This is a genomic window from Streptomyces beijiangensis (assembly GCF_017315755.1).
GTDB lineage: Bacteria > Actinomycetota > Actinomycetes > Streptomycetales > Streptomycetaceae > Streptomyces > Streptomyces beijiangensis.
On record NZ_JAFLRJ010000096.1, the window covers coordinates 47,272 to 70,504 of the forward strand.

General features: G+C 68.5%; 24 protein-coding genes. 20 read left to right on the plus strand and 4 right to left on the minus strand.

The annotated features are described in order from the left end of the window. Positions 1 to 3 precede the first annotated feature (3 nt). Positions 4 to 966, plus strand: a complete 963-nt coding sequence (locus J0695_RS10985) for a tRNA (adenine-N1)-methyltransferase (RefSeq protein WP_242552492.1) — start codon at positions 4 to 6, stop codon at positions 964 to 966. A gap of 169 nt (positions 967 to 1,135) precedes the next feature. After that, a complete protein-coding gene (locus tag J0695_RS10990) occupies positions 1,136 to 1,696 on the plus strand; it encodes a hypothetical protein (protein ID WP_206961723.1) in 561 nt (186 codons plus the stop codon). 4 nt (positions 1,697 to 1,700) lie between these two features. On the opposite strand, the gene J0695_RS10995 is transcribed toward J0695_RS10990, so the two are convergent. Beyond that, entirely contained in the window at positions 1,701 to 2,012 is a 312-nt protein-coding gene (locus J0695_RS10995) for a ferredoxin (RefSeq protein ID WP_206961724.1), read from the minus strand. Positions 2,013 to 2,253: 241 nt separating this feature from the next. On the opposite strand from J0695_RS10995, the gene arc reads away from it, so the two are divergent. From arc to prcA, 6 genes are all read left to right on the plus strand, one after another. After that, positions 2,254 to 4,020: a proteasome ATPase gene (gene arc, locus J0695_RS11000; RefSeq protein ID WP_206961725.1), complete on the plus strand. Its 1,767-nt coding sequence runs from the start codon at positions 2,254 to 2,256 to the stop codon at positions 4,018 to 4,020. A gap of 238 nt (positions 4,021 to 4,258) precedes the next feature. Continuing rightward, positions 4,259 to 5,770, plus strand: coding sequence for a depupylase/deamidase Dop (gene dop, locus J0695_RS11005; RefSeq protein ID WP_206961726.1), 1,512 nt, complete (start codon positions 4,259 to 4,261; stop codon positions 5,768 to 5,770). A 120-nt stretch (positions 5,771 to 5,890) separates the two neighbouring features. Beyond that, positions 5,891 to 6,109, plus strand: coding sequence for a ubiquitin-like protein Pup (locus J0695_RS11010; protein ID WP_206961727.1), 219 nt, complete (start codon positions 5,891 to 5,893; stop codon positions 6,107 to 6,109). Between the two features lie 19 nt (positions 6,110 to 6,128). Next, complete coding sequence (locus tag J0695_RS11015) at positions 6,129 to 6,356, plus strand: endonuclease domain-containing protein (RefSeq protein WP_372445742.1); 228 nt, start codon at positions 6,129 to 6,131, stop codon at positions 6,354 to 6,356. Further along, positions 6,308 to 7,153, plus strand: coding sequence for a proteasome subunit beta (gene prcB, locus J0695_RS11020; RefSeq protein ID WP_206961728.1), 846 nt, complete (start codon positions 6,308 to 6,310; stop codon positions 7,151 to 7,153). The genes J0695_RS11015 and prcB overlap by 49 nt, the downstream gene beginning before the upstream one ends. Before the next feature lie 54 nt (positions 7,154 to 7,207). Next, positions 7,208 to 7,960 (plus strand): proteasome subunit alpha, encoded by a 753-nt coding sequence (gene prcA, locus J0695_RS11025; protein ID WP_206961729.1) that lies wholly within the window; start codon positions 7,208 to 7,210, stop codon positions 7,958 to 7,960. Between the two features lie 88 nt (positions 7,961 to 8,048). On the opposite strand, the gene J0695_RS11030 is transcribed toward prcA, so the two are convergent. Then, positions 8,049 to 9,107, minus strand: a complete 1,059-nt coding sequence (locus J0695_RS11030) for a LacI family DNA-binding transcriptional regulator (protein ID WP_206961730.1) — start codon at positions 9,105 to 9,107, stop codon at positions 8,049 to 8,051. A 67-nt stretch (positions 9,108 to 9,174) separates the two neighbouring features. Here J0695_RS11030 and J0695_RS11035 point away from each other — a divergent pair, with 67 nt between their 5' ends. From J0695_RS11035 to J0695_RS11090, 12 genes are all read left to right on the plus strand, one after another. Beyond that, positions 9,175 to 10,434 (plus strand): MFS transporter, encoded by a 1,260-nt coding sequence (locus J0695_RS11035; protein WP_206961731.1) that lies wholly within the window; start codon positions 9,175 to 9,177, stop codon positions 10,432 to 10,434. A 9-nt stretch (positions 10,435 to 10,443) separates the two neighbouring features. Continuing rightward, on the plus strand, positions 10,444 to 11,805 hold the full coding sequence (pafA, locus tag J0695_RS11040; protein ID WP_206961732.1) for a Pup--protein ligase: 1,362 nt from the start codon (positions 10,444 to 10,446) through the stop codon (positions 11,803 to 11,805). A 110-nt stretch (positions 11,806 to 11,915) separates the two neighbouring features. After that, positions 11,916 to 12,860: an FKBP-type peptidyl-prolyl cis-trans isomerase gene (locus J0695_RS11045; RefSeq protein WP_206961733.1), complete on the plus strand. Its 945-nt coding sequence runs from the start codon at positions 11,916 to 11,918 to the stop codon at positions 12,858 to 12,860. Between the two features lie 136 nt (positions 12,861 to 12,996). Continuing rightward, positions 12,997 to 13,368 (plus strand): FKBP-type peptidyl-prolyl cis-trans isomerase, encoded by a 372-nt coding sequence (locus J0695_RS11050; protein WP_206961734.1) that lies wholly within the window; start codon positions 12,997 to 12,999, stop codon positions 13,366 to 13,368. Between the two features lie 172 nt (positions 13,369 to 13,540). After that, positions 13,541 to 14,497, plus strand: coding sequence for a helix-turn-helix transcriptional regulator (locus tag J0695_RS11055; protein ID WP_206961735.1), 957 nt, complete (start codon positions 13,541 to 13,543; stop codon positions 14,495 to 14,497). 9 nt (positions 14,498 to 14,506) lie between these two features. Beyond that, positions 14,507 to 15,463, plus strand: a complete 957-nt coding sequence (locus tag J0695_RS11060; protein WP_206961736.1) for a helix-turn-helix transcriptional regulator — start codon at positions 14,507 to 14,509, stop codon at positions 15,461 to 15,463. A gap of 5 nt (positions 15,464 to 15,468) precedes the next feature. Next, entirely contained in the window at positions 15,469 to 15,732 is a 264-nt protein-coding gene (locus J0695_RS11065; RefSeq protein ID WP_206961737.1) for a CpXC domain-containing protein, read from the plus strand. A gap of 10 nt (positions 15,733 to 15,742) precedes the next feature. Continuing rightward, positions 15,743 to 15,940: a hypothetical protein gene (locus tag J0695_RS11070; RefSeq protein WP_206961738.1), complete on the plus strand. Its 198-nt coding sequence runs from the start codon at positions 15,743 to 15,745 to the stop codon at positions 15,938 to 15,940. A 210-nt stretch (positions 15,941 to 16,150) separates the two neighbouring features. Continuing rightward, positions 16,151 to 16,438: a Sec-independent protein translocase subunit TatA gene (tatA, locus tag J0695_RS11075; RefSeq protein ID WP_206961739.1), complete on the plus strand. Its 288-nt coding sequence runs from the start codon at positions 16,151 to 16,153 to the stop codon at positions 16,436 to 16,438. A gap of 63 nt (positions 16,439 to 16,501) precedes the next feature. Then, positions 16,502 to 17,458 carry a twin-arginine translocase subunit TatC gene (gene tatC, locus J0695_RS11080; protein ID WP_206961740.1) on the plus strand — a complete coding sequence of 319 codons (957 nt, stop codon included), beginning with the start codon at positions 16,502 to 16,504 and terminating at the stop codon, positions 17,456 to 17,458. Positions 17,459 to 17,475: 17 nt separating this feature from the next. Continuing rightward, complete coding sequence (locus J0695_RS11085; protein ID WP_206961741.1) at positions 17,476 to 18,366, plus strand: diacylglycerol kinase; 891 nt, start codon at positions 17,476 to 17,478, stop codon at positions 18,364 to 18,366. A gap of 49 nt (positions 18,367 to 18,415) precedes the next feature. Next, a complete protein-coding gene (locus J0695_RS11090) occupies positions 18,416 to 21,244 on the plus strand; it encodes a DEAD/DEAH box helicase (RefSeq protein WP_206961742.1) in 2,829 nt (942 codons plus the stop codon). 83 nt (positions 21,245 to 21,327) lie between these two features. Here the strand turns inward: J0695_RS11090 and J0695_RS11095 are convergent, their stop codons facing one another. Together J0695_RS11095 and J0695_RS11100 are read right to left on the minus strand one after the other, a co-directional pair. Next, positions 21,328 to 22,431: an LLM class flavin-dependent oxidoreductase gene (locus J0695_RS11095; RefSeq protein WP_206961743.1), complete on the minus strand. Its 1,104-nt coding sequence runs from the start codon at positions 22,429 to 22,431 to the stop codon at positions 21,328 to 21,330. Between the two features lie 167 nt (positions 22,432 to 22,598). Then, on the minus strand, positions 22,599 to 23,233 hold a 635-nt coding region (locus J0695_RS11100; RefSeq protein WP_242552493.1), incomplete at its 5' end, for an allophanate hydrolase-related protein.

The following is a 23,233-nucleotide window of genomic DNA, read 5'->3' on the forward strand; positions in this document are numbered from 1 at the left end:
CACATGTCCGAACCGACCGGTGCCGCCCGCCGACGTGGTCCCTTCAAAATCGGGGACCAGGTCCAGCTCACCGACCCCAAGGGACGCCACCACACCTTCACGCTGGAAGCCGGGAAGAACTTCCACACCCACAAGGGTTCTTTCCCGCACGACGAATTGATCGGTGCCCCTGAGGGCAGTGTTGTCCGAACCACGGGGAACGTCGCCTACCTCGCGCTGCGCCCCCTGCTCCCCGACTTCGTCCTCTCCATGCCCCGCGGCGCCGCCGTGGTCTACCCCAAGGACGCGGGGCAGATCATCGCCTTCGCCGACGTCTTCCCCGGCGCGCGCGTCGTCGAAGCGGGCGTCGGCTCCGGATCGCTCAGCAGCTTCCTGCTGCGCGCCGTCGGCGACCAGGGCATGCTGCACTCCTACGAGCGCCGCGAGGACTTCGCCGAGATCGCCACCCAGAACGTCGAGCGCTACTTCGGGGGACCCCACCCCGCCTGGCAGCTCACCGTCGGCGACCTCCAGGACAACCTCTCCGACACCGACGTCGACCGCGTGATCCTGGACATGCTGGCCCCCTGGGAATGCCTGGACGCCGTCTCCAAGGCGCTCGTCCCCGGCGGCATCCTCTGCTGCTACGTGGCCACCACGACCCAGCTGTCGCGCACCGTCGAGTCGATCCGGGAGATCGGCTGCTTCGCGGAGCCCCAGCCCTGGGAGTCGATGATCCGCAACTGGCACGTCGAGGGACTCGCGGTCCGCCCCGACCACCGGATGATCGGCCACACCGGCTTCCTCGTCACCGCCCGCCGCCTCGCGGACGGCGTCGAGCCGCCGATGCGCCGCCGCCGCCCCTCCAAGGGTGCGTACGGCGACGACTACACCGGCCCCGGCAGCGCGAGCGCCGCGGACACGGCAGCGACAGCGGCCACGGCTGCCACAGAAGACACGGCAGCCACAGAAGCCACCAGCGACTGACCCGCAGCGCAACGCACCTACGCCGCCGCCCAGTTCGTCCCGTACACGGGGGAACTGGGCGGCGGCGTCTTTACGTTGGCCTTAACAACCCCGCCGTTCCATGCTCCTGTGACGTGTGGCACCATTCACGCCACCCCCACCGGCATCTGCCCCACAGGAGACACACCGCGTGCAGCCCTCCGCGCTCCCGGATCTCGCGCACACCAGGACCCGCCCGGTCCACTGGCTCGCCACCGCCGCTGCCATGGCCGCGGTCGTCGCGGGCGCCGGCTTCCTCCAGCCCGACGCCGCCACCGCCTCACAGGCCGGCCCGCACACCGCCACGGCCCCCGGCACAACGGGAGCGGTCTTCCCGCTCAAGTGCGACGGCGCAAAAACGACGGTGGTGAAGAAGGCATCCGGCGACCTCGACGGCGACGGCAGCCCCGAGACCGTCGCCGTGGTCCGCTGCGCCGCCGGATCCGGCACGCCGCCCAGCGGTATCTACGTCCTCACGCGTCCGGCCTCCGAGGGCGGCGCGCCACGCATCGTGGCCACTCTGCTGGATCCGGAGATCGAGCAGAGCGTCACGGACTTCGCCGTCCTGGACGGCGAAGTGACAGCGACCCTGCTCGGCTACAGCACCGCTGCGGTCCCGCGCTGCTGCCCCGACGTGCAGGAGAAAGCCAAGTGGCGCTGGCAGGGCGGAAAGTTCCTGCGCTCGGCCCAGGCCGAGGCGCAAAGTATGTGAACCGTCACCCGGCGTCGGGTCCGAAGACCTCGACCCTGTCCGAAACGCGACGTACATGGATGCAGTCGCCCGGACACTCCTTCGCCGAGTCCGCCACGTCCTGCAGAAGCTTCAGCGGGACGGGGGTTGTGGCGCCGGCGGTCTGGAGCAGCTCGTCGTCGCCGCTCTTCACGTACGCCAGGCCGTCGATGTCCAGCTCGAAAACCTCCGGTGCGTACTGCACACAGATGCCGTCACCAGTGCAGAGGTCCTGATCGATCCAGACCTCGAGGGACTGGGTGCTGTCGTCGGTCACAGCCTCGTGCTGCACGGTCATTTCCCCTGCCGTTTCCTGCGCTGTCGAACCAAATGAAGCCAGCCCTGACGGGTGTTGAACACTTCGACGATACAACCGCCCGCTTTCCGATGTTGATGGGTGGGTATCCCCATGGCGTGAGGGAGTGCGCAAGGGTGAAGATCGGACACACTCCGATCGGTCTTTGTGATCTAGGTTTCAACGCCCACCTGCCCAGGTAGGGTCAGGAAGCGTCCAGCTCCCCTTGGAGGAGGTGAGGACCGTGGCAGCCCACGACGACGACATGAACCGCGGCATCCGGCCCGCGCGAGGGTCCGAGGACCCCGCCGGCCAGGTTGCCTATCTCGAGCAGGAAATCGCCGTCCTGCGCCGCAAGCTCGCCGACTCTCCGCGCCATACGAGGATTCTCGAAGAGCGGATCGTCGAGCTGCAGACCAACTTGGCAGGCGTGTCCGCACAGAACGAGCGGCTCGCCAATACACTCCGCGAGGCCCGCGACCAGATCGTGGCTCTCAAGGAGGAAGTCGACCGGCTCGCACAGCCGCCGGCCGGCTTCGGTGTCTTCCTGCAGGCCAATGAGGACGGCACATGCGACATCTTCACCGGGGGCCGCAAGCTCCGGGTGAACGTCAGTCCCAGCGTCGAGCTCGAAGGGCTCAGGCGTGGCCAGGAGGTCATGCTCAACGAAGCGCTCAATGTGGTCGAGGCCATGGAATACGAGCGCGCGGGCGACATCGTCACCCTCAAGGAGATCCTTGAGGACGGCGAACGCGCCCTGGTGGTCGGGCACACCGACGAGGAGCGGGTGGTGCGGCTCGCCGAGCCACTCCTGGACATCACCATCCGCCCCGGCGACGCCCTGCTGCTCGACTCCCGGTCCGGTTACGTCTATGAAGTAGTGCCCAAGAGCGAGGTCGAGGATCTTGTCCTCGAAGAGGTTCCGGACATCGACTACGACAAGATCGGCGGTCTGGGCGACCAGATCGAACTGATCCGCGACGCCGTCGAGCTCCCCTACCTCCACCCCGACCTCTTCAAGGAACATGAGCTGCGACCGCCGAAGGGCATCCTGCTCTACGGCCCGCCCGGCTGCGGCAAGACACTCATCGCCAAGGCCGTAGCCAACTCACTGGCCAAGAAGGTCGCCGAGGTGACCGGCCAGCCCACGGGGAAGAGCTACTTCCTCAACATCAAGGGACCCGAGCTCCTCAACAAGTACGTCGGCGAGACCGAGCGGCACATCCGCCTCGTCTTCCAGCGTGCGAGGGAGAAGGCGAGCGAGGGCACCCCCGTCATCGTCTTCTTCGACGAGATGGAATCCCTCTTCCGCACCCGCGGATCCGGTGTCAGCTCGGACGTCGAGAACACGATCGTCCCCCAGCTGCTCGCCGAGATCGACGGTGTGGAGGGCCTGGAGAACGTCATCGTCATCGGTGCCTCCAACCGTGAGGACATGATCGACCCCGCGATCCTGCGGCCAGGACGACTCGATGTGAAGATCAAGATCGAGCGTCCGGACGCAGAGGCCGCGAAGGACATCTTCGCCAAGTACCTCCGGTCCTCGCTGCCCCTGCACGCCGACGACCTGGCCGAGAACCGTGGCAGCCAGGACGCCGCGATCCAGGGCATGATCCAGTCCGTCGTCGAGCGTATGTACACCGAGTCCGAGGAGAACCGCTTCCTCGAGGTGACCTACGCCAACGGAGACAAGGAAGTCCTTTACTTCAAGGACTTCAACTCCGGCGCGATGATCCAGAACATCGTCGACCGGGCCAAGAAGATGGCCATCAAGGCCTTCCTCGAGCACGGCCAGAAGGGCATCCGCGTCTCCCATCTCCTCCAGGCTTGCGTGGACGAGTTCAAGGAGAACGAGGACCTGCCCAACACCACCAACCCGGACGACTGGGCCCGTATCTCCGGCAAGAAGGGTGAGCGGATCGTCTTCATCCGTACGCTCGTCACCGGAAAACAGGGCGCGGACACCGGACGTTCCATCGACACGGTGGCAAACACCGGTCAGTACCTGTAGAACGCAGACCGGCTGTGGGCGCCCCGCAGGGCACCCGCAGCCGGTTCGCATTTCCGCCCACCCACAACCACTCATGAGCAAACACGTAATTGATCTCCCCACCAGCGCAAAGGCGTTCTAGGCTCTTCGGTACCGCCGAGACGCGCCGTGCGGGGACGGGCACCGCACACGCACAGGAGCTACAGCGGTACTTGAGCGGCGCTCCCGCAGGGGAGCGCCGCCGGGCAAGGAGGGCCGCATGACCGTACGGCGAGTAATGGGCATCGAGACGGAGTACGGCATCTCCGTCCCTGGCCACCCCAACGCCAATGCCATGCTCACCTCGTCCCAGATCGTCAACGCCTACGCGGCGGCGATGCACCGGGCGCGCCGCGCCCGCTGGGACTTCGAGGAGGAGAACCCGCTGCGGGACGCACGAGGCTTCGACCTCGCCCGCGAAGCCGCCGACAACAGTCAGCTCACCGACGAGGACATCGGCCTCGCCAACGTGATCCTCACCAACGGGGCACGGCTCTACGTCGACCACGCGCACCCCGAGTTCAGCTCGCCCGAGGTCACCAACCCCCGCGACGCCGTCCTCTGGGACAAGGCCGGCGAGCGCATCATGGCCGAGGCCGCCGAACGCGCCGCCCAGCTCCCCGGCGCGCAGCCCATCCATCTCTACAAGAACAACACCGACAACAAGGGCGCCTCCTACGGCACGCACGAGAACTATCTGATGAAGCGGGAGACCCCCTTCTCGGACATCGTGCGCCACCTCACTCCGTTCTTCGTCTCGCGCCAGGTCGTGACCGGGGCCGGCCGTGTGGGCATCGGCCAGGACGGCCACGAGCACGGCTTCCAGATCAGCCAGCGCGCCGACTACTTCGAGGTCGAGGTCGGCCTGGAGACCACGCTCAAGCGCCCGATCATCAACACCCGGGACGAACCGCACTCCGACGCGGAGAAGTACCGGCGCCTGCACGTCATCATCGGCGACGCCAACCTTTCCGAGATCTCGACCTATCTCAAGCTCGGCACCACGTCCCTCGTCCTGTCGATGATCGAGGACGGGTTCATCAAGGTGGACCTCGCAGTCGACCAGCCGGTGCGCACGCTGCACCAGGTCTCCCACGACCCGACGCTCCAGCGCCTGATCACCCTGCGCAGCGGCCGCACGCTGACCGCCGTACAGCTCCAGATGGAGTACTTCGAGCTGGCGCACAAGTACGTCGAGGAGCGGTACGGCGCGGACGCGGACGAACAGACCGCCGACATCCTGGTCCGCTGGGAGGACACTCTCAACCGGCTCGAGAACGACCCGATGAGCCTGTCGGGCGAGCTGGACTGGATCACCAAGCGGGAAATCCTGGAGGGCTACCGGCGCCGCGACGGCATCGACTGGGACGCGGCGAGGCTGCATCTGGTGGACCTTCAGTACGCGGACGTACGGCCCGAGAAGGGGCTGTACAACCGTCTGGCGGCCCGCGGCAAGATGAAGCGGATCCTGGACGAGAGCGACGTCGTACGGGCGGAGACCAAGCCGCCCGAGGACACCAGGGCGTACTTCCGCGGCCGCTGCCTGGAGCAGTACGCGGACGACGTCGCGGCGGCCTCCTGGGACTCCGTGATCTTCGACCTGCCCGGCCGTGACTCGCTGCAGCGGGTGCCCACGCTGGAGCCGCTGCGCGGGACCCGTAACCACGTCAAGGAACTCCTCGACCGGTGCCGGACCGCGGAAGACCTGGTCCGGGTGCTGTCCGGGGGCTGAAAAGTCCGGCGGAGGGGAATCATCAGGGTGGGTCCCGGACGTTGAGAGAAGTACCGGGCCAATGTCGGACCCCGCTTGTAGGGTCTGATCAAGTGCATCGAACCGAGCGGGGTGAGGTAGATGGCGACCAAGGACACCGGCGGCGGACAGCAGAAGGCCACGCGTTCCACCGAGGAGACCGAAGAGGTTGCGCAGGATGCGCAGGGCTCCGAGGACCTCAAGGAACGGCAGGAGAAGCTGTCGGACGACGTGGATTCCGTACTTGACGAGATCGACGATGTGCTCGAGGAGAACGCCGAGGACTTCGTGCGTTCCTTCGTTCAGAAGGGTGGACAGTAGTCCACGGATGTGAACGAGTGTGGGATGCCTTCGCGCGCGTAAAGGCATCCCACAGCACTCTCAAGTTCATGTGGATCAACGCCGTCGGACGGGTAGGGTCCGTGGCGTACTGTGCTTCAACTGCAATTCAGGCATCGGCAAGTTGGGAGACGATCCCGACATCCTCGGTCGGGCCATCGCTTACCTGGAGGGAACCGCGTGGAAGCCAATACTCGTAGCACCGGGCGTCTACCAGCTGCCTTCCTGACGCCCGGGTCGTCCTCGTTCATGGACTTCCTGACCGACCACTCGCCCGCGATGCTCCCGGGCAACCGCCCCCTGCCGGTCGTGCAGGGCGCGATCCAGGCGCCGCACGGGACGACCATCGTCGCCGCCTCGTTCCCCGGCGGGGTCGTCCTCGCCGGTGACCGCCGGGCGACCATGGGGAACATGATCGCTCAGCGCGACATCGAAAAGGTCTTCCCGGCCGACGAGTACTCGGCAGTCGGGATCGCCGGCACCGCCGGCCTCGCCGTCGAGATGGTCAAGCTCTTCCAGCTGGAGCTCGAGCACTTCGAGAAGGTCGAGGGGACCACGCTCTCCCTGGAAGGCAAGGCCAACCGGCTCTCCACCATGATTCGCGGCAATCTCGGAATGGCCATGCAGGGGCTGGCCGTTGTGCCGCTCTTCGCCGGGTACGACGTCGACCGCGGGAGGGGCCGGATCTTCTCGTACGACGTCACGGGCGGCCGCTCCGAGGAACTGGGTTACGCGGCCACCGGCTCCGGGTCGATCTTTGCCAAGGGCTCCATGAAGAAGCTCTTCCGCAGCGATCTGACGGAGCAGGAGACCACCACGCTGGTCGTCCAGGCGCTGTACGACGCCGCCGACGACGACTCGGCGACCGGCGGCCCGGACGTGGCCCGCCGGATCTATCCGATCGTCACCGTCATCACTGATGAGGGTTTCCGCAGACTGAGCGACGCGGAGAGCTCCGAGCTTGCCCGCTCGATCATCGAGCGGCGCCTGGAACAGCCCGACGGGCCGCGCGCCCCGCTGCTCTGAGGATCCGGGACCTCTCCGATGTACACGTCACTGACAGAAAGGGACGGATAGCCGGTGTCGACGCCGTTTTATGTCTCACCTCAGCAGGCCATGGCCGACCGGGCGGAATACGCCCGGAAGGGCATCGCCCGTGGTCGCAGCCTGGTTGTGCTGCAGTACGCCGACGGCATTGTCTTCGTCGGCGAGAACCCGTCCCGTGCGCTGCACAAGTTCAGCGAGATCTATGACCGGATCGGCTTCGCGGCCGCCGGCAAGTACAACGAGTACGAGAATCTGCGGATCGGCGGTGTGCGCTACGCGGATCTGCGCGGATACACCTACGACCGTGACGATGTGACGGCCCGTGGGCTGGCGAACGTATACGCCCAGACACTGGGCACGATCTTCTCCAGTGCGGCCGAGAAGCCGTACGAGGTGGAGCTCGTCGTCGCCGAGGTGGGCAGCGAGGCCGAGGGCGATCAGATCTATCGCCTTCCGCACGACGGTTCGATCGTGGACGAGCACGGTTCGGTCGCGGTCGGTGGCAATGCCGAGCAGATCAGTACGTTCCTCGACCAGGAACACCGTGACGGCATGACCCTGGCGGAGGCGCTGAAGCTTGCCGTACAGGCGCTGTCGCGGGACACCAACGGCAGTGAGCGGGAGATTCCCGCGGAGCGTCTCGAGGTGGCCGTGCTGGACCGTACGCGGCCGCAGCAGCGGAAGTTCAAGCGGATCATCGGGCGTCAGCTGTCGCGGCTGCTCGCCGCGGACGATGCGGCGAGCGCGAAGACGGACGTTCCTTCCGACGAGGAAGAGGACGAGTAGTCCGCCCGGTTGTTCCGCGGTGCCCCGGATCGCCCGTGCGGTCCGGGGCACTGTGCTGTGTTCGGACTGTGTGTTCAGGCCTGTGGGCTCAGGCGGGCGGTGGTGGCGCCGTGGAGCCGCGGACGAGGAGCTGGACGGGAAGAGTGCCCGGCGCGGGCTGTGTGCCGTCCAGGACGGCCAGCAGGGCCGCCATGCCGCGCCGTCCGATCTGCTCGGCGGGGAGCGCCACGGTGGTCAGTTCGGGTTCGATGGCGGTGGCGAGGGCCAGATCGTCGAAGCCGGTGACGGAGAGGTCCTCCGGAACGCGCAGGCCCAGGCGGCGGGCGGCCTTGCAGGCGCCCGCGGCCATGATGTCGTCGTCGCACACGATGGCGGTGGGGTGCGGTACCGGGCCCGCGAGGGCTGCTTCGGCGGCCTGCCGGGCGGCGCCCACGTTCAGCGGGGCCCGGACGGTACGGACCCGGGCTCCGCGCAGGGCCCGGTGCAGGGCGTCGGCGCGTACATCGAAGGTCCAGGAGTCGACGGACGACGCCAGGTGGATGAAGTCGCGGTGGCCGAGCGCCAGGAGATGGTCCGTCACCTGGCGCATGCCGTCGGCGATGTCGAGATTGACGTGTGCCGCCGCGCTCGCTTCGGTCGGGTCGCTGTCGAGCATGACCAGCGGGAGGCCGGTGGAGCGGATCGAGGTGAGGGCGTCGACGGCGATGGAGGAGGCGATCACCCCGTCGAGGGTGGCGCGGGCGGAGGCGAAGGGGTCCCTGGCGGGTCCCACGCCGTCGGGGGAGGGGTACAGGACGAGTCCGAAGCCGTGTTCGCCGGCGGTCTCGGCCGCGCCGGTGTAGACGCGGGCGAAGAATTCGGTGGTGAGGGCGGGGACGACGAGCAGGGCGGTCCTGGTGGAGCCCAGGCGGAGGTTGCGGGCGGCCAGATTGGGGCGGTAACCGAGCTCGGCGGCGGCGTCGCGGACCAGGCCCGCCGTGCGCTCGGAGACCCTGCCGTGCCATTTCTCGCCGAGTACGAGCGAGACGGTGGCCTGCGAGACCCCGGCCGCGCGGGCGACGTCGCGGCTGGTGGGGCGCGAGGGGACACCGTGGTCGGTGCGGGTCACAGTGGCCTCCGGGCGTCTGGACTCCTGGTCTGGGCACATGGTACGTATAACCCCGGAAGTTATACGTAACACTTCGGCGGTGCGCCGGGGAGACAAGGGGCAGGACATGGCCGCGGGATACGCGGAACTCCTCGGGACCCGGCATGTGGCACGGCTGCTGACCGGCACGCTGGTGGGCCGGCTGCCGAATGCGACCGCCGCGATCGCCGTGGTGCTCTTCGTCCGTGCCGAGGGCGGGAGTTACTCCCTCGCCGGAGCCCTGTCCGCGGTCTACGGCGTGGCCACGGCCATCGGCCAGCCGCTGCTCGGACGGGCCGTGGATCTCTACGGGCAGCCGCGGGTGATGCTGCCCGCCGCGGTCGTCTCGGCGCTCGGGATGGGGCTCTTCGCCGCGGTCGGCATCGAGCCTGTGGCCCTCGCGTACCTCGCGATGCTGATCGCCGGTCTCTTCACGCCACCGCTGGAGGGCGGGCTGCGTGCGCTGTGGCCCGGCGTCCTGGGGCGTGAGGAGCGGGTGCACGCCGCCTACGCGATGGACGCGGTGGCCCAGGAAGTGATGTTCACCGTGGGCCCGTTGCTGGTGACCGTGGCCGTGGCGCTGTGGTCGGAGGCGGCCGCGGTGGTCGCCATCAACCTGATCGGCGTCCTGGGGGCGCTCTCCGTGGTCCTGTCCGAGCCGTCGAGGACCTGGCGTTCGGCACCCCGTGAGGCGCACTGGCTGGGGGCGCTGCGCTCGCGCGGACTGCTCGCTCTGCTGGGCGCGTTCTTCTTCGTCGGTCTCGCGCTGGGGTCCATCACGGTCGCCTCGGTCGCGTACGCGGACGAGCACGGCGGGGACGTCGTCTACGGGACGCTGATGGCCGCGATCGGGCTCGGCGCGCTCATCGGCGGTCTGGTGTACGGCGCCAGGCAGTGGGCGGGGGCGGCCGAAAAGCGACTGCGGATACTCGTCGGTTTCCTGGCGATGGGCTATCTGCCGCTGATGCTGGTGCCCGGAGTGGTGACCATGACGGTGCTCACGACGGTCGCCGGGGTCTTCCTCGCGCCCGCCATCGCGTGTGCCTTCATCGTGGTCGACCGGCACGCTCCGCGCGGCACGGTGACCGAGGCATTCTCCTGGCTGGTGACCACGTTCGGCGTGGGCGCGGCGCTGGGAACGGCCGCCGCGGGACCGGCGGTCGAGTACGGCGGAGTGGCCGCCGGCTTCGCCGCGGCGGGCGGTGGCGGGGTCGCCGCACTGCTCGTTCTGATGGCCACTCAGCGGGTCCTCGCAGCTCCGGAGCGCGCGGGTCGTGTCGTATCCGCTTCCGAAAATGATCGAAACGGTGCCGTCGAACCCGGTTTCAGGACAGGCCATCAGGCGTAATGTTCAGTCATGGACCGCCGCATTTTCGGGCTGGAGAACGAGTACGGCGTCACGTGCACATTCAGGGGACAGCGCCGACTGTCTCCTGATGAAGTGGCGCGCTACCTCTTCCGCCGTGTTGTGTCATGGGGCCGCAGTAGCAACGTCTTCCTGCGGAACGGCGCCCGCCTCTACCTCGACGTGGGATCGCATCCGGAATACGCAACTCCTGAATGCGACAACGTGGCCGAGCTGGTCACGCACGACAAGGCCGGTGAGCGCATTCTCGAAGGCCTGCTCGTCGACGCCGAACGCCGCCTGCACGAGGAGGGAATCGCGGGCGACGTCTATCTCTTCAAGAACAACACCGACTCGGCAGGAAACTCCTACGGCTGCCACGAGAACTATCTCGTCGCACGCCACGGGGAATTCTCCCGGCTCGCGGACATCCTCATCCCCTTCCTTGTCACCCGGCAGTTGCTCTGCGGGGCGGGCAAGGTACTGCAGACGCCGCGTGGTGCGGTGTTCTGCGTGAGCCAGCGTGCCGAGCACATCTGGGAGGGCGTCAGCTCTGCCACCACCCGTTCCCGGCCGATCATCAACACCCGCGATGAGCCGCACGCGGACGCGGAGCGGTACCGCCGCCTCCATGTCATCGTCGGCGACTCGAACATGTCCGAGACGACCATGATGCTGAAGGTCGGCGCCACCGACCTCGTGCTGCGCATGATCGAGGCGGGCACGGTGATGCGCGATCTGACCCTGGAGAACCCGATCCGGGCGATCCGCGAGGTCAGCCACGACATCACGGGCGCGCGCAAGGTGCGTCTGGCGAGCGGCCGCGAGGCGTCCGCTCTGGAAGTCCAGCGCGAGTACTACGAGAAGGCCGTGGACTTCGTCGAGCGGCGCGGTATCCGCACCGGCCAGGTCGAGCAGGTCCTGGAGCTCTGGGGCCGGACGCTGGATGCGATCGAGGCGGAGGACCTCGACCGGATCGGCACCGAGATCGACTGGGTGATGAAGTACAAGCTCATCGAGCGGTACCGGGCCAAGCACAACATGACCATGTCGAACCCGCGCGTCGCGCAGATCGACCTGGCGTACCACGACATCCACCGTCGCCGCGGGCTGTACTACCTCCTGGAGAAGAGGGGGCAGGCCGCCCGGATCTGCAACGACATGAAGATCTTCGAGGGCAAGACGGTGCCCCCGCAGACCACCCGGGCGCGGCTGCGGGGCGACTTCATCCGACGGGCGCAGGAGCAGCGGCGGGACTTCACCGTCGACTGGGTGCACCTCAAGCTCAATGACCAGGCGCAGCGCACCGTGCTCTGCAAGGACCCCTTCAGGTCGGTCGACGAGCGGGTGGAGAAACTGATCGCCGGTATGTGACCAGGACGGTTCCGGTGAACGACATGGGCCCCGTACGTTCCTCGTGCGGGGCCTTGTCGACGCCCTAGAGTGGCGGGCAACTACTGTGCCGTCTGAGATCTGAGGAACACGTGCGCCGACTTGCCGGCCTTCTGGTCGTCCCCCTGCTGCTGCTGACAGCGGCCTGCGGTGGCGATGACAAGGGCTCCGACTCCACCTCCTCCTCCGCTGCGTCGGGCGGTCTGCCCGCGATCACGGCGGGCGCCAAGTTCGGTGAGAAGCCGACTCTCGCCAAGGGGACGGGCAATCCGCCGAAGGACCTCAAGGTCGATGTCATCAGTAAGGGCAACGGCGCCGAGGTCAAGAAGGGTGATGCCGTCTCGGTCAACTACCTCGGCCAGACGTGGGTTTCCACCAAGCCCTTCGACAACAGTTACGACCGCAAGGCGCCGTTCTCGCTGACGGTCGGCGCAGGCGATGTCATCAAGGGCTGGGACCAGGGCCTGGAGGGCCAGAAGGTCGGCAGCCGGGTCGAGATGGTGATCCCGCCGAGCCTGGGTTACGGCACGCAGGCCCAGGGTGCGATTCCGGCCAATTCGACGCTGGTGTTCGTCGTGGACATCGTGAAGAGCACGCAGATCCCGACCTCGGCCAAGGGCAAGGAAGTCCCGCAGACGGACGCCTCGCTGCCCAAGGTCTCCACCAACACCGACGGCAAGGCGCCGACGGTGACGGTCCCCAAGTCCGCAGCACCGACGAAGCTCGTCTCCAATTATGTCCTGGAGAGCGACGGCGCGAAGATCACGGACAAGGACAACGTCGTACTGAACTATGTCGGCCTCCTCTGGAAGGACGGCAAGAAGTTCGACTCGACGTACGACCTGGGCAAGACGCAGACGTTCGCGATGCAGCAGCTGACGGTCAAGGGGCTGAAGGCCGGGCTGGTCGGCAAGAAGGTCGGCAGCCGGGTGCTCCTGGTGATCCCGCCGGACCAGGCGTTCGGCGACAAGGCCCAGACGGGCATCCCCGCCAAGTCCACGCTGGTCTTCGCCATCGACATCCTCGCGGTGATGTAAGACTGTCCCGGTTGTCCTGTTCATCTTTTGTCCCGGGCCGTCTCGCAGTGTCCCTCGGGCCCAGTCCGACGGACCTGCTTGCACTGCTGGGGGTCCGGGGGTCGTCCCCCGGGAAAACGCAGCGAGGAGTTACGCAGTGAGCATCGAGAAGCCCGAGATCGACTTCCCGGGCGGCGAGCCGCCGACCGACCTGGAGATCAAGGACATCTGGGAGGGCGACGGCGCGGAGGCCAAGGCCGGTTCCAGCGTCTCCGTCCACTACGTGGGCGTTGCCTTCTCCACCGGCGAGGAGTTCGACTCCTCCTGGAACCGTGGCACGCCGCTGCGCTTCCAGCTCGGTATCGGCCAGGTCATTTCCGGCTGGGACCAGGGTGTCCAGGGCATGAAGGTCGGCGGACGCCGCCAGCTGATCATTCCCGCGAACCTGGCCTACGGCGACCGTGGTGCCGGTGGCGCCATCAAGCCCGGCGAGACGCTGATCTTCGTCTGCGACCTGGTCGCGGTCTGATCGGTCGATCCTCGACTCATGAGGGCCCATGCCTCCTGGCATGGGCCCTCCCGTCTCCCTCCACCGCCCTCAACCGAATCCCTTCGGGATGCGCCCCTAGCCCTCGGCTTTTGCCACGCACCCCCTGAGCGGTACGGTCAACGGTCGTAGCCGGTGAACAGAGAGGGCGTCGATGGCGATTGCCAAGGCCGAGCGGTTGATGAATCTCGCGCTGTGCCTGCTGGGGACCCGCCGTCCGCTGAGCAAGCGTGAGCTGAGGGAGTCCATCGAGGCCTATCTCGAGGCCGGCTCCGACGATTCCTTCAACCGGATGTTCGAGCGCGACAAGGACGATCTGCGCGAGCTCGGCCTGGTGATCGAGACCGTGGAGAACCTCGACGGGGACGTCGGCTATCTCGCCCGCCGTGACAGCAACAGGCTGCCCCCGGTCGCGCTGGACGCCGAGGAGGCGGCCGCCCTGGGGCTGGCCGCCAAGGTCTGGCAGCAGGCGCGGCTGGCGGGCGCGGCCAGCGGTGCGCTGCAGAAACTGCGAGCCGCGGGGATGCCCGAGGCCGACGATCCCGACGCCGACAGGCACAGCGCGCTGGAGCCGAGGATTCCGGTGCACGAGGCGGCGTTCGAGCCGCTGATGCTGGCCTGCCGCGACCGCCGTCCCGTGGTCTTCGAGTACCGCAAGGCCAATGCCGCCCGCCCCGAGCCGCGCCAGGTCGAGCCATGGACGCTGGAGTGCTGGCGCGGGCACTGGTATCTGGCGGGCTGGGACCGTGACCGGGCTGCCGAGCGGGTCTTCCGGCTCTCCCGCATCACCGGCCGGGTCCGCTCCCGCGCGGGAGCCTTCACCGCCGAGGTACCCGACGTGGTGACCGTACGGGAGACGGTGGCGAGCTGGGCCGGGGAGAGTGCCACCCGCACCGCGCTGATCAGGCTGCGTACGGGGGCCGGGTATCCGCTCCGCCTGCGGGCCGCCTCGGTGCGGGAGCTCGGCGGCGGCTGGGACGAGCTGGAGATTCCGTACGGACACGGGCTCGATGCCTGGCTCGTGGAGTTCGGCCCCGACGTGGTCGTGGTGGAGCCCGCTGACCTGCGGGCCGACGTGGTGGACCGGCTGCGCGCCGTGGCCAAGGACTGAGAGGCAGCGGTGGCTACGAACGCGATCGACCAGACCCGGCGGATGCTCTCCCTGGTGACCTATCTGCGGGAGCGCCCCGGCGCCCGGGTCGGGGACGTGGCACGCGCCTTCGGGATCACCGAGGACGAGCTGATCTCGGACCTCGATGTGCTGCCCATGTGCGGTACGAGCTTCCGTGGCGGTGACCTCCTGGACATCGACACCGACGGTGAGCGCATCTGGTGGCACAACCCGGACGATGTGGCCGAGCCTCTGCGCCTGGCCGCCGACGAGGCGACCGCGCTGCTGGTGGCGGCGCGTGCCGTCTCCACGCTGCCCGGGCTGCGCGAGGGCGACCGGCAGGCGCTGCTGCGGGCGACGGCCAAGCTGGAGGCCGCGGCCGGCGAGGTGGCGGGTGCCAGCTCGCGTCTTTCGGTGACCTTCGAGTCCGAGGGCGGTGTCTTCGCCGAGGTCGACCGGGCGATCTCGGAGCGGCGCCGGCTCTGGCTGCGCTACTACTCGCCGGCGCGAGATGAACTGACCGAGCGCGAGGTGGACCCGATCCGGCTCTTCGCCGTCGGCCATACGTACATGGAGGCGTGGTGCTACCTCTCCGAGGCGCGGCGCACCTTCAGGCTCGACCGGGTCGCGGAGATCAGGCTGCTCGACGAGGCGTCGTCGCCGCCCGAGCTCGAGCTGCGTGATCTCTCCGAGGGGCTTGTCCAGCCCTCGGCGGACGATCCGGAGGTGGTGATCGAGGTGGGCCCCGGCGGGCGCTGGGTGGCCGAGTACTACCCGCACGACAGTGCGGAGGAGCTCGCCGACGGCGGGCTGCGCATCAGTCTGCGCACGCCCGATCCCACGTCGCTGCGCCGTCTCGCGCTGCGGCTCGGCAGGGACGGGCGCATCGTCTCGCCGCGGTACGTGGCGGACAGCGCACAGCAGGCGGCCCGCGAGGCGCTCGCGGCCTACGACGGGCAGGAGTGAAGGAAATGCGGAATATGTCTGTAATGCCCGGTATTTCGGAGCAAGTGGGACCGGTCATCTTCAAGGCCGCCTGTCCGGACTGCCGCAGTCGTTTCGAACTGGCCGCCGAAGCGCTCAGGTTGGCGATCGGCGGCAGTCGTAAAACCACCTTCTACTCCTTCACCTGCCCGCAGTGCGGTTCCTCGGTCCGCAAACCGGCGGGTGAGCGGATCATCGAACTCCTCACCGGGGGAGGGGTACGGACGCTGCGGCTCCACTCCGCGCTGTAGGTTCGGCTTCATGTTCTGGCCGATGCTCGCAATCGCTCTGGGTTTCTGTGGGGTCGCCGTGCTCGGCGTACTCGCGATCAAGGTGTTCGTCGAGGCGCAGCGCCTGGGCCGCCAAGTGACGCGCACCACACAGGAGATCAACGCCGCCGCCGAGGGTCTTGAGCGTGCCGCCACGGGCCTGGCGCGCACCGGCGAAGCCTTGCGATAGCGCAACGGCCACTGCGGCAGCACAGTTTCGGGCGGTACGCTGCTGGTCGTGGCCCGGTCAGCGAGGCGCGGGCCGCCAGCGGGAGTATGCACAGGCATTGCCCTGTGTTTACCCCTGCGGGTTACGATCGCTGCCAGCACGACGACCGGACACCTGTCCGATCGGTCGGCCAGTCCCACCCCTGCCGCCTCGGTGAGAAGGTACACAGTTATGTTCGGAAGGCTCGGCGCACCCGAGATCATCCTGATCCTCGTCGTCATCGTTTTGCTGTTCGGCGCGAAGAAGCTTCCGGACATGGCCCGTTCGCTGGGCAAGTCCGCCCGCATCCTCAAGAGTGAGGCGAAGGCCATGAAGTCGGAGGGCTCCACGACCACTCCGGCCGACCCGCCGCAGCCCCCGGCCCAGGCCACCGAAGCGCCTCGTACGATCAAGGCCGCGCCCGGTGATGTCACCAGCGCCCGCCCGGTCGCCGAGCCGACGGACTCCACGCAGCGCTGACCCAGCGGCCCGGAGCGGGCGCCGCGGACCGCGGACGCCCGCCGCACGAGATGAGGACGTGGGTTGCTCAAGTCTGCCCGCACAGAAGAGAGGGATCCCGAGGGGCGCATGCCGCTCGCGGATCACCTGCGTGAGCTGCGGAACCGGCTTGCGAAGGGTCTGTTGGCGATCCTGCTCGTCACGATCGTCGCCGCCTTCTTCTACAACGACATCATTGAGTTCTTCACCAAGCCGATCCTGAAGTCCGTCGGCTGCCATGCTTCCTTCGCCGAACTGGCGAAGAAGCCCGAGGCCGAGCAGCAGTGCGCGCAGATCACCATCAACGGCCTGCTCGCGCCCTTCACCCTGGCGCTGAAGGTCTCCCTGATGGCCGGCGTCGTTCTCGCCTCGCCGGTCTGGCTCTACCAGCTGTGGGCGTTCCTTGCCCCCGGCCTGCACAAGACCGAGAAGAAGTACTCGCTGTCCTTCGTCGGAGCCGGTTTCCCGCTGTTCCTCTGCGGCGGCTACTTCGCGTACGCGGTGCTGCCCACCACGGCCAAGGTTCTGATCGGCTTCACCCCGGGCGGCGTCGACAACCTGCTGCCGCTCGACGATCTGCTCGACCTGGTGACCCGGATGGTGGTCGTCTTCGGCCTTGCCTTCGAGATGCCGCTCCTCCTGGTGATGCTCAACTTCGGCGGGGTCGTCACGGGCAAGAGGATGATCGGCTGGTGGCGGGCGATGATCATCGGCATCACGGTCTTCGCGGCCGTGGCCACGCCCAGCACGGACCCGCTGAGCATGCTCGCGCTGTCGGTCCCGATCTGGGTGCTCTACTTCGTGGCCTGCATCATCGCGCTTCTCAACGACCGCCGACGGCGGCAGCGCGCCGCCGAGGGCCCGGACGACGACGAGGCGTCCGACCTCGATCTCACCCCCGAGGACATCGGCGAGATCGAGAACGTGACCACGCCCTCCCTGCCCGAGCAGTCGGACGGCGGACGGTCGAGCAGGCTGAACGGTTACGACGACATCACCTGATCTTGTAGGGTCCGCTCGTGACCAGCGAGATCACCCTCTTCGTCAATCCCACCGCAGGACGCGGCCGGGGCGCGCATGCCGCGCAGCCGGCCGCTTCCGCGTTGCGGGCCGCCGGATTCTCCGTGACCACCGTCCTCGGTGAGGACGCCCCGGACGCGCTGCGCCGGGCGCGCCAGGCCGTCGAGGCGGGCACCGGGGCGCTGATCGCCGTCGGAGGCGACGGCATGGTCAATCTGGCGCTGCAGGCCGTGGCAGGAACGCAGACCCCGCTCGGGGTGGTCGCGGTCGGTACCGGCAACGACTTCGCCAGGACGCTCGGCCTTCCCGTACGTGACCCGGCCGCGGCCGGGCGGCTGGCCGCCGAGGCGCTGACCGGCGGGTCCGTGCGGGCCGTGGACCTGGGACGGGTCGGCGAGCGCTGGTTCGGGACCGTACTGGCCTCCGGATTCGACTCGCGCGTCAATGACCGGGGCAACCGGATGCGGTGGCCGAGCGGACGGTTCACGTACGACGTGGCGATGGTCGCCGAGCTGGCCGGGCTGAAGGCGATTCCGTACAAGATCGCGTTCGACGACGGGCCTGTGCAGGAGATCGAGGCCACCCTGATCGCGGTCGGGAACGGCACGTCGTACGGCGGCGGGATGCGGATCTGCGCCGGGGCCGAGACCGACGACGGGCTCTTCGACGTGACGGTGGTCGGTGCGTGCTCGCGTACGGAGCTGATCAAGGTCTTTCCGAAGGTGTACCGGGGGACGCACCTCGGCCACCGGGTCGTCACCGTGCACCGGGCGCGGAAGGTGGAGCTGGCGGCGGCGGAGGTCACGGGGTACGCGGACGGGGAGCCGCTGGGCGCGCTGCCGCTGACCGCCGAGTGCGTGCCGGGCGCGGTGGGAGTGCTCGGAGCTTGAATTAAAGATCAGGCTGATTGTCAGAGGTGACGGGTAGGCTCCTTACAAGATGACCGAGGACCTTTCGCCCGCTGAGCGATACGCAGCTGCCCGCATCCGAGCTGCTGAAGAGGCCACTTCGCTGGCCCCCTTCCGCCGCATGTACGAGTTCGATCTCGACCCGTTCCAGATCGAGGCGTGTCAGGCCCTGGAGGCCGGCAAGGGTGTGCTCGTCGCGGCACCCACCGGCTCGGGCAAGACCATTGTCGGCGAGTTCGCCGTACACCTGGCCCTCGAACAGGGCCGCAAGTGCTTCTACACCACCCCCATCAAGGCCCTCTCCAACCAGAAGTACGCGGATCTCGCGAAGCGTTACGGCGCGGACAAGGTCGGCCTGCTCACCGGGGACAACAGCGTCAACTCCGATGCGCCGGTGGTCGTCATGACCACCGAGGTGCTGCGGAACATGCTGTACGCCGGATCACAGGCGCTGCGCGGGCTCGGTTATGTGGTGATGGACGAGGTGCACTACCTCTCCGACCGCTTCCGCGGCGCGGTGTGGGAGGAAGTGATCATCCACCTCCCCGAGTCGGTGACCCTGGTGTCGCTGTCGGCGACCGTGTCCAACGCCGAGGAGTTCGGCGACTGGCTGGACACCGTGCGCGGCGACACCGATGTGATCGTCTCCGAGCACCGTCCCGTCCCGCTGTGGCAGCACGTGCTCGCCGGGCGCAAGATGTTCGACCTCTTCGAGGAGTCCACGGACCACGGCGGCAGGGGCGGCGCCAGACGCGAGGTCAACCCCGACCTGCTGCGCATGGCCCGGCAGGAGAACCAGAACACGTACAACCCGCGGGACCGGCGGCGCGGCAAGACGGTGCGCGAGGCGGACCGGGAGCGGGAGCGCAGATCGCGCAGCCGCATCTGGACGCCGAGCCGGGCCGAGGTCATCGACCGCCTGGACAACGAAGGCCTGCTGCCCGCGATCACCTTCATCTTCAGCAGGGCCGGCTGCGAGGCCGCCGTACAGCAGTGCCTGCACGCGGGCCTGCGGCTGAACAAGGAAGAGGCGCGGCACACCGTCCGGGAGATCGTCGAGGAGCGTACGGCCTCGATTCCCCGCGAGGACCTGCACGTCCTGGGGTACTACGAGTGGCTCGAAGGCCTGGAGCGGGGCATCGCCGCACACCACGCGGGAATGCTGCCGACCTTCAAGGAGGTCGTCGAGGAGCTCTTCGTACGGGGCCTGGTCAAGGCCGTCTTCGCCACCGAGACCCTGGCCCTGGGCATCAACATGCCCGCACGGTCAGTGGTGTTGGAGAAGCTCGTCAAGTGGAACGGCGAGCAGCACGCCGACATCACCCCCGGCGAGTACACCCAGCTGACCGGGCGGGCCGGGCGGCGCGGGATCGACATCGAGGGCCATGCGGTGGTGCTCTGGCAGCGCGCCATGGACCCCGGGGCGCTCGCGGGGCTCGCAGGGACGCGCACGTATCCGCTGCGGTCCAGCTTCCGGCCCTCGTACAACATGGCCGTGAACCTGGTGCAGCAGTTCGGCAGGCGCCGCTCGCGCGAACTCCTGGAGACCTCCTTCGCGCAGTTCCAGGCGGACAAGTCTGTCGTCGGGATCTCCAAGCAGGTCCAGAAGAACGAAGAGGGAATCGAGGGCTACCGGGAGGGCATGACCTGCCACCTGGGGGACTTCGAGGAGTACGCACGGCTGCGTCGCGCCCTCAAGGACCGCGAGACCGAACTGGCCAAGCAGGGTACGGCGCAGAAGTGGGCGGCGGCGGCGAGCGCGCTGGAGAAGCTCAAGACCGGCGATGTCATTCATGTGCCGACCGGTAAGTTCGCCGGCCTCGCACTGGTCCTCGATCCCGGGATTCCGGCGGGACGGGCCAACGGGCACCGTGGCTTCGAGCATCAGGACGGCCCCAGGCCCCTGGTGCTGACGTCCGAGCGGCAGGTCAAGCGGCTCGCTTCGATGGACTTCCCCGTACCGGTCGAGGCGCTCGACACGATGCGGATCCCGAAGTCCTTCAACCCGCGCTCACCGCAGTCGCGGCGGGACCTGGCATCGGCGCTGCGCGCCAAGGCCGGGAACGTCCGGCCGGAGAAGCAGCGGCGCGGGCGCGCGGCAGCTGCCGACGACCGGGAGATCGCCCGGCTGCGGACCGAGCTGCGCGCGCACCCCTGTCACGGCTGCGACGAGCGCGAGGACCATGCGCGCTGGGCCGAGCGCTACGACCGGCTGCAGCGCGACACCCAGCAGCTGGAGCGCCGGATCGAGGGCCGGACCAACACCATCGCCCGTACCTTCGACCGGATCCACGCCCTGCTGACCGAGCTGGACTATCTGCGCGGTGACGAGGCGACCGTGCACGGGAAGCGGCTCGCCAGGCTGTACGGGGAACTGGACCTGCTGGCCAGCGAATGCATCCGCGAGGGCGTCTGGGAAGGGCTGAGCCCGGCCGAACTGGCCGCCTGCATCTCGGCGTTGGTGTTCGAGGCCCGGCAGTCTGACGACGCGGTCGCACCCAAGGTGCCCTCGGGGAACGCCAAGGCCGCACTGGGCGAGATGGTCCGCATCTGGGGCCGGCTCGATGCCCTGGAGGAAGACTTCAAGATCAACCAGACGGAAGGGGTCGGACAGCGCGAGCCCGATCTCGGCTTCGCCTGGCCGGTCTACCAGTGGGCATCGGGCAAGGGCCTCGACGAGGTCCTGCGCGAGGCCGAGATGCCCGCGGGGGACTTCGTCCGCTGGTGCAAGCAGGTCATCGACGTCCTGGGGCAGATCGCCGCGGCGGCGCCGCGCGAGGACTCGACCGTCGCGAAGAACGCGCGCAAGGCGGTCGAAGCGGTGCTGCGGGGTGTGGTGGCGTACAGCTCGGTCGGCTGATCGGCTGATCGGTCGTGGAGTGCGAGCGGCCCCCGCCGGGACCTTCTTTCCGGCGGGGGCCACTGCCATGACGTACGTACGTGCTACGCGGCTGCGGTTTTCGCCGCGTCCCGCTTGGCGACCTCTTCGCGGACGATCGGGATGACGTGGCGTCCGAAGTCGATCGCGTCGTCGAGCAGGTCGTAACCGCGGGCGGAAAGAACTTCCACACCCAGGTCGTAGTAGTCGAGCAGGGCCTGCGCGACCGTCTCCGGAGTGCCCACCAGAGCCGTCGAGTTGCCCGCGCCACCGGTCTCGGCCGAGGTCGGCGTCCACAGTGCGCGGTCGTGGCGCTCGCCCCGGTCCGCCACCGCCAGGAGGCGCTGGGATCCTGAGTTCTCCGGGTTCCTCAGCGGGTGGCGCCGGGAGAGGGGCGCACCGGCCTTGCGGGCCTTGATGCGGTCCAGGGTCCGGTGGGCCTTCTCCCAGGCCAGTTCCTCGGTGGGCGCGATGATCGGGCGGAACGCGACCTGGATCCTCGGCACATCGGTGCGGCCCGCGGCTTTCGCGGCCGCCTTGACCGACTCGATCTGCTGGGCGGTCTCGGCCAGGGGCTCGCCCCACAGGCAGTAGATGTCCGCCTCCGCGCCACCGGCCGCGTACGCGGCGGGCGACGAGCCGCCGAACGAGACGAGCGGGTGCGGCTGCTGGACGGGGAAGGTGTCGCTCACGAAGTCGTTGAAGCGGTAGTGCGTGCCCTCGTGGTCGAAGGGGTCGTGCGAAGTCCAGGCCTTCTTGATGATCTGGATGGCCTCGCGGGTACGGGCGTACCGCTCGTCCTTGGTGAGGAAGTCGCCCTCGCGCTGCTGCTCGTGGTCGTTGCCGCCGGTGATGAAGTGCACGGCGAGCCGGCCGTCGCTGATCCGGTCGAGGGTCGCGAAGGTCTTGGCGGCGAACGTCGGGTACGAGACGTTCGGGCGGTGCGCGACCAGGATCTGCAGGGTCTCGGTGCGGGCCGCGATGTACGCGGCGGCGGGGGAGGGGTCGGGCGATCCCGATCCGTACGCGAACAGGACACGGTCCCAGCCGTAGTCCTGGTGGGCGCGGGCCAGCTTGAGCGTGTACTCCTTGTCGAAGGACGGCCCGGTGCGGGGCGTCACTTCGGAGCCTTCATTGGTCGCGGCTATGCCGAGAAACTCGACGGGCATGGCAGATCCTCATCTGGTGCGCTGCGGGAGAACCGGTCGTATGAGTGGGTCGTGCCGTCAGGCACAACACGACGCCGACCACACGCGACCGAAGTCGATGTGGTCGCGGGTGACCAGCCGCAGCTGAGGACGCATCTGCTCAGTGGAACAGGGATGTCGGGCGTACGTCAACCTCTTCTGTACGCCCGCCAGCCGCCGTACGCGGTGATGTCCACGGCGCCTTCGAGGGCGCCCGGCTCGCAGAGGAAGCCGGGGACGGCGGTGCCGTCGGCAAGCTCCACGCTGCCGATCGTCATGGGGCGGGGGAGCGAGGCGACCAGGGCGCCGAGGCCCTCGGGGGGCAGCCGCCAGAGCTCCGCCTCGACGGGGGCGCCGTCGCCGGCCGCCGTGGTGCGGACGAGACCCGGTTTGGGAGGGTCGGTGGCGAGGGCGTACAGGCGGTAGTGGGGTGCGGTCGTGGTCGTACGGTCGAAACGGGCGCCCAGGGCGAGGAGTTGAGGGTTGAGCGGTTCGCCGGTGAGGTGGGCGCCGACCACGGCGACGCTCGTGGGCGGGGTGAGGAGCGCGGCGATACGGGCGAGACGTTCGTCGGCGTGTGCCGGGCCGATCAGCATGACGCCGAAGGGGAGGCCCTCGACCTCGCCCGCGGGGACGGCCACCGCGCTGAGGCCGAAGAGGTTGGTGGAGTTGGTGAAGCGGCCCAGGCGGGCGTTGGCGCCGAGGGGGTCGGCCGCCACTTCGGCGAGCGTGGGGTGGCCGGGGGCGGTGGGCAGGAGGAGCGCGTCCGCGTCGCCGAGGGCGG

What these genes read in the sequence shown, in the direction of transcription:
- J0695_RS11065 (WP_206961737.1), top strand. Translation starts at nt 15,469, where the DNA reads ATGCGGAATATGTCTGTAATGCCCGGTATTTCGGAGCAAGTGGGACCG.
- J0695_RS11070 (WP_206961738.1), top strand. Translation starts at nt 15,743, where the DNA reads ATGTTCTGGCCGATGCTCGCAATCGCTCTGGGTTTCTGTGGGGTCGCC.
- J0695_RS10995 (WP_206961724.1), bottom strand. Translation starts at nt 2,012, where the DNA reads ATGACCGTGCAGCACGAGGCTGTGACCGACGACAGCACCCAGTCCCTC.
- J0695_RS11055 (WP_206961735.1), top strand. Translation starts at nt 13,541, where the DNA reads ATGGCGATTGCCAAGGCCGAGCGGTTGATGAATCTCGCGCTGTGCCTG.
- J0695_RS11030 (WP_206961730.1), bottom strand. Translation starts at nt 9,107, where the DNA reads ATGTGCCCAGACCAGGAGTCCAGACGCCCGGAGGCCACTGTGACCCGC.
- J0695_RS11035 (WP_206961731.1), top strand. Translation starts at nt 9,175, where the DNA reads ATGGCCGCGGGATACGCGGAACTCCTCGGGACCCGGCATGTGGCACGG.
- J0695_RS11090 (WP_206961742.1), top strand. Translation starts at nt 18,416, where the DNA reads ATGACCGAGGACCTTTCGCCCGCTGAGCGATACGCAGCTGCCCGCATC.
- J0695_RS11095 (WP_206961743.1), bottom strand. Translation starts at nt 22,431, where the DNA reads ATGCCCGTCGAGTTTCTCGGCATAGCCGCGACCAATGAAGGCTCCGAA.
- J0695_RS11010 (WP_206961727.1), top strand. Translation starts at nt 5,891, where the DNA reads ATGGCGACCAAGGACACCGGCGGCGGACAGCAGAAGGCCACGCGTTCC.
- tatA (WP_206961739.1), top strand. Translation starts at nt 16,151, where the DNA reads ATGTTCGGAAGGCTCGGCGCACCCGAGATCATCCTGATCCTCGTCGTC.
- pafA (WP_206961732.1), top strand. Translation starts at nt 10,444, where the DNA reads ATGGACCGCCGCATTTTCGGGCTGGAGAACGAGTACGGCGTCACGTGC.
- J0695_RS10985 (WP_242552492.1), top strand. Translation starts at nt 4, where the DNA reads ATGTCCGAACCGACCGGTGCCGCCCGCCGACGTGGTCCCTTCAAAATC.
- dop (WP_206961726.1), top strand. Translation starts at nt 4,259, where the DNA reads ATGACCGTACGGCGAGTAATGGGCATCGAGACGGAGTACGGCATCTCC.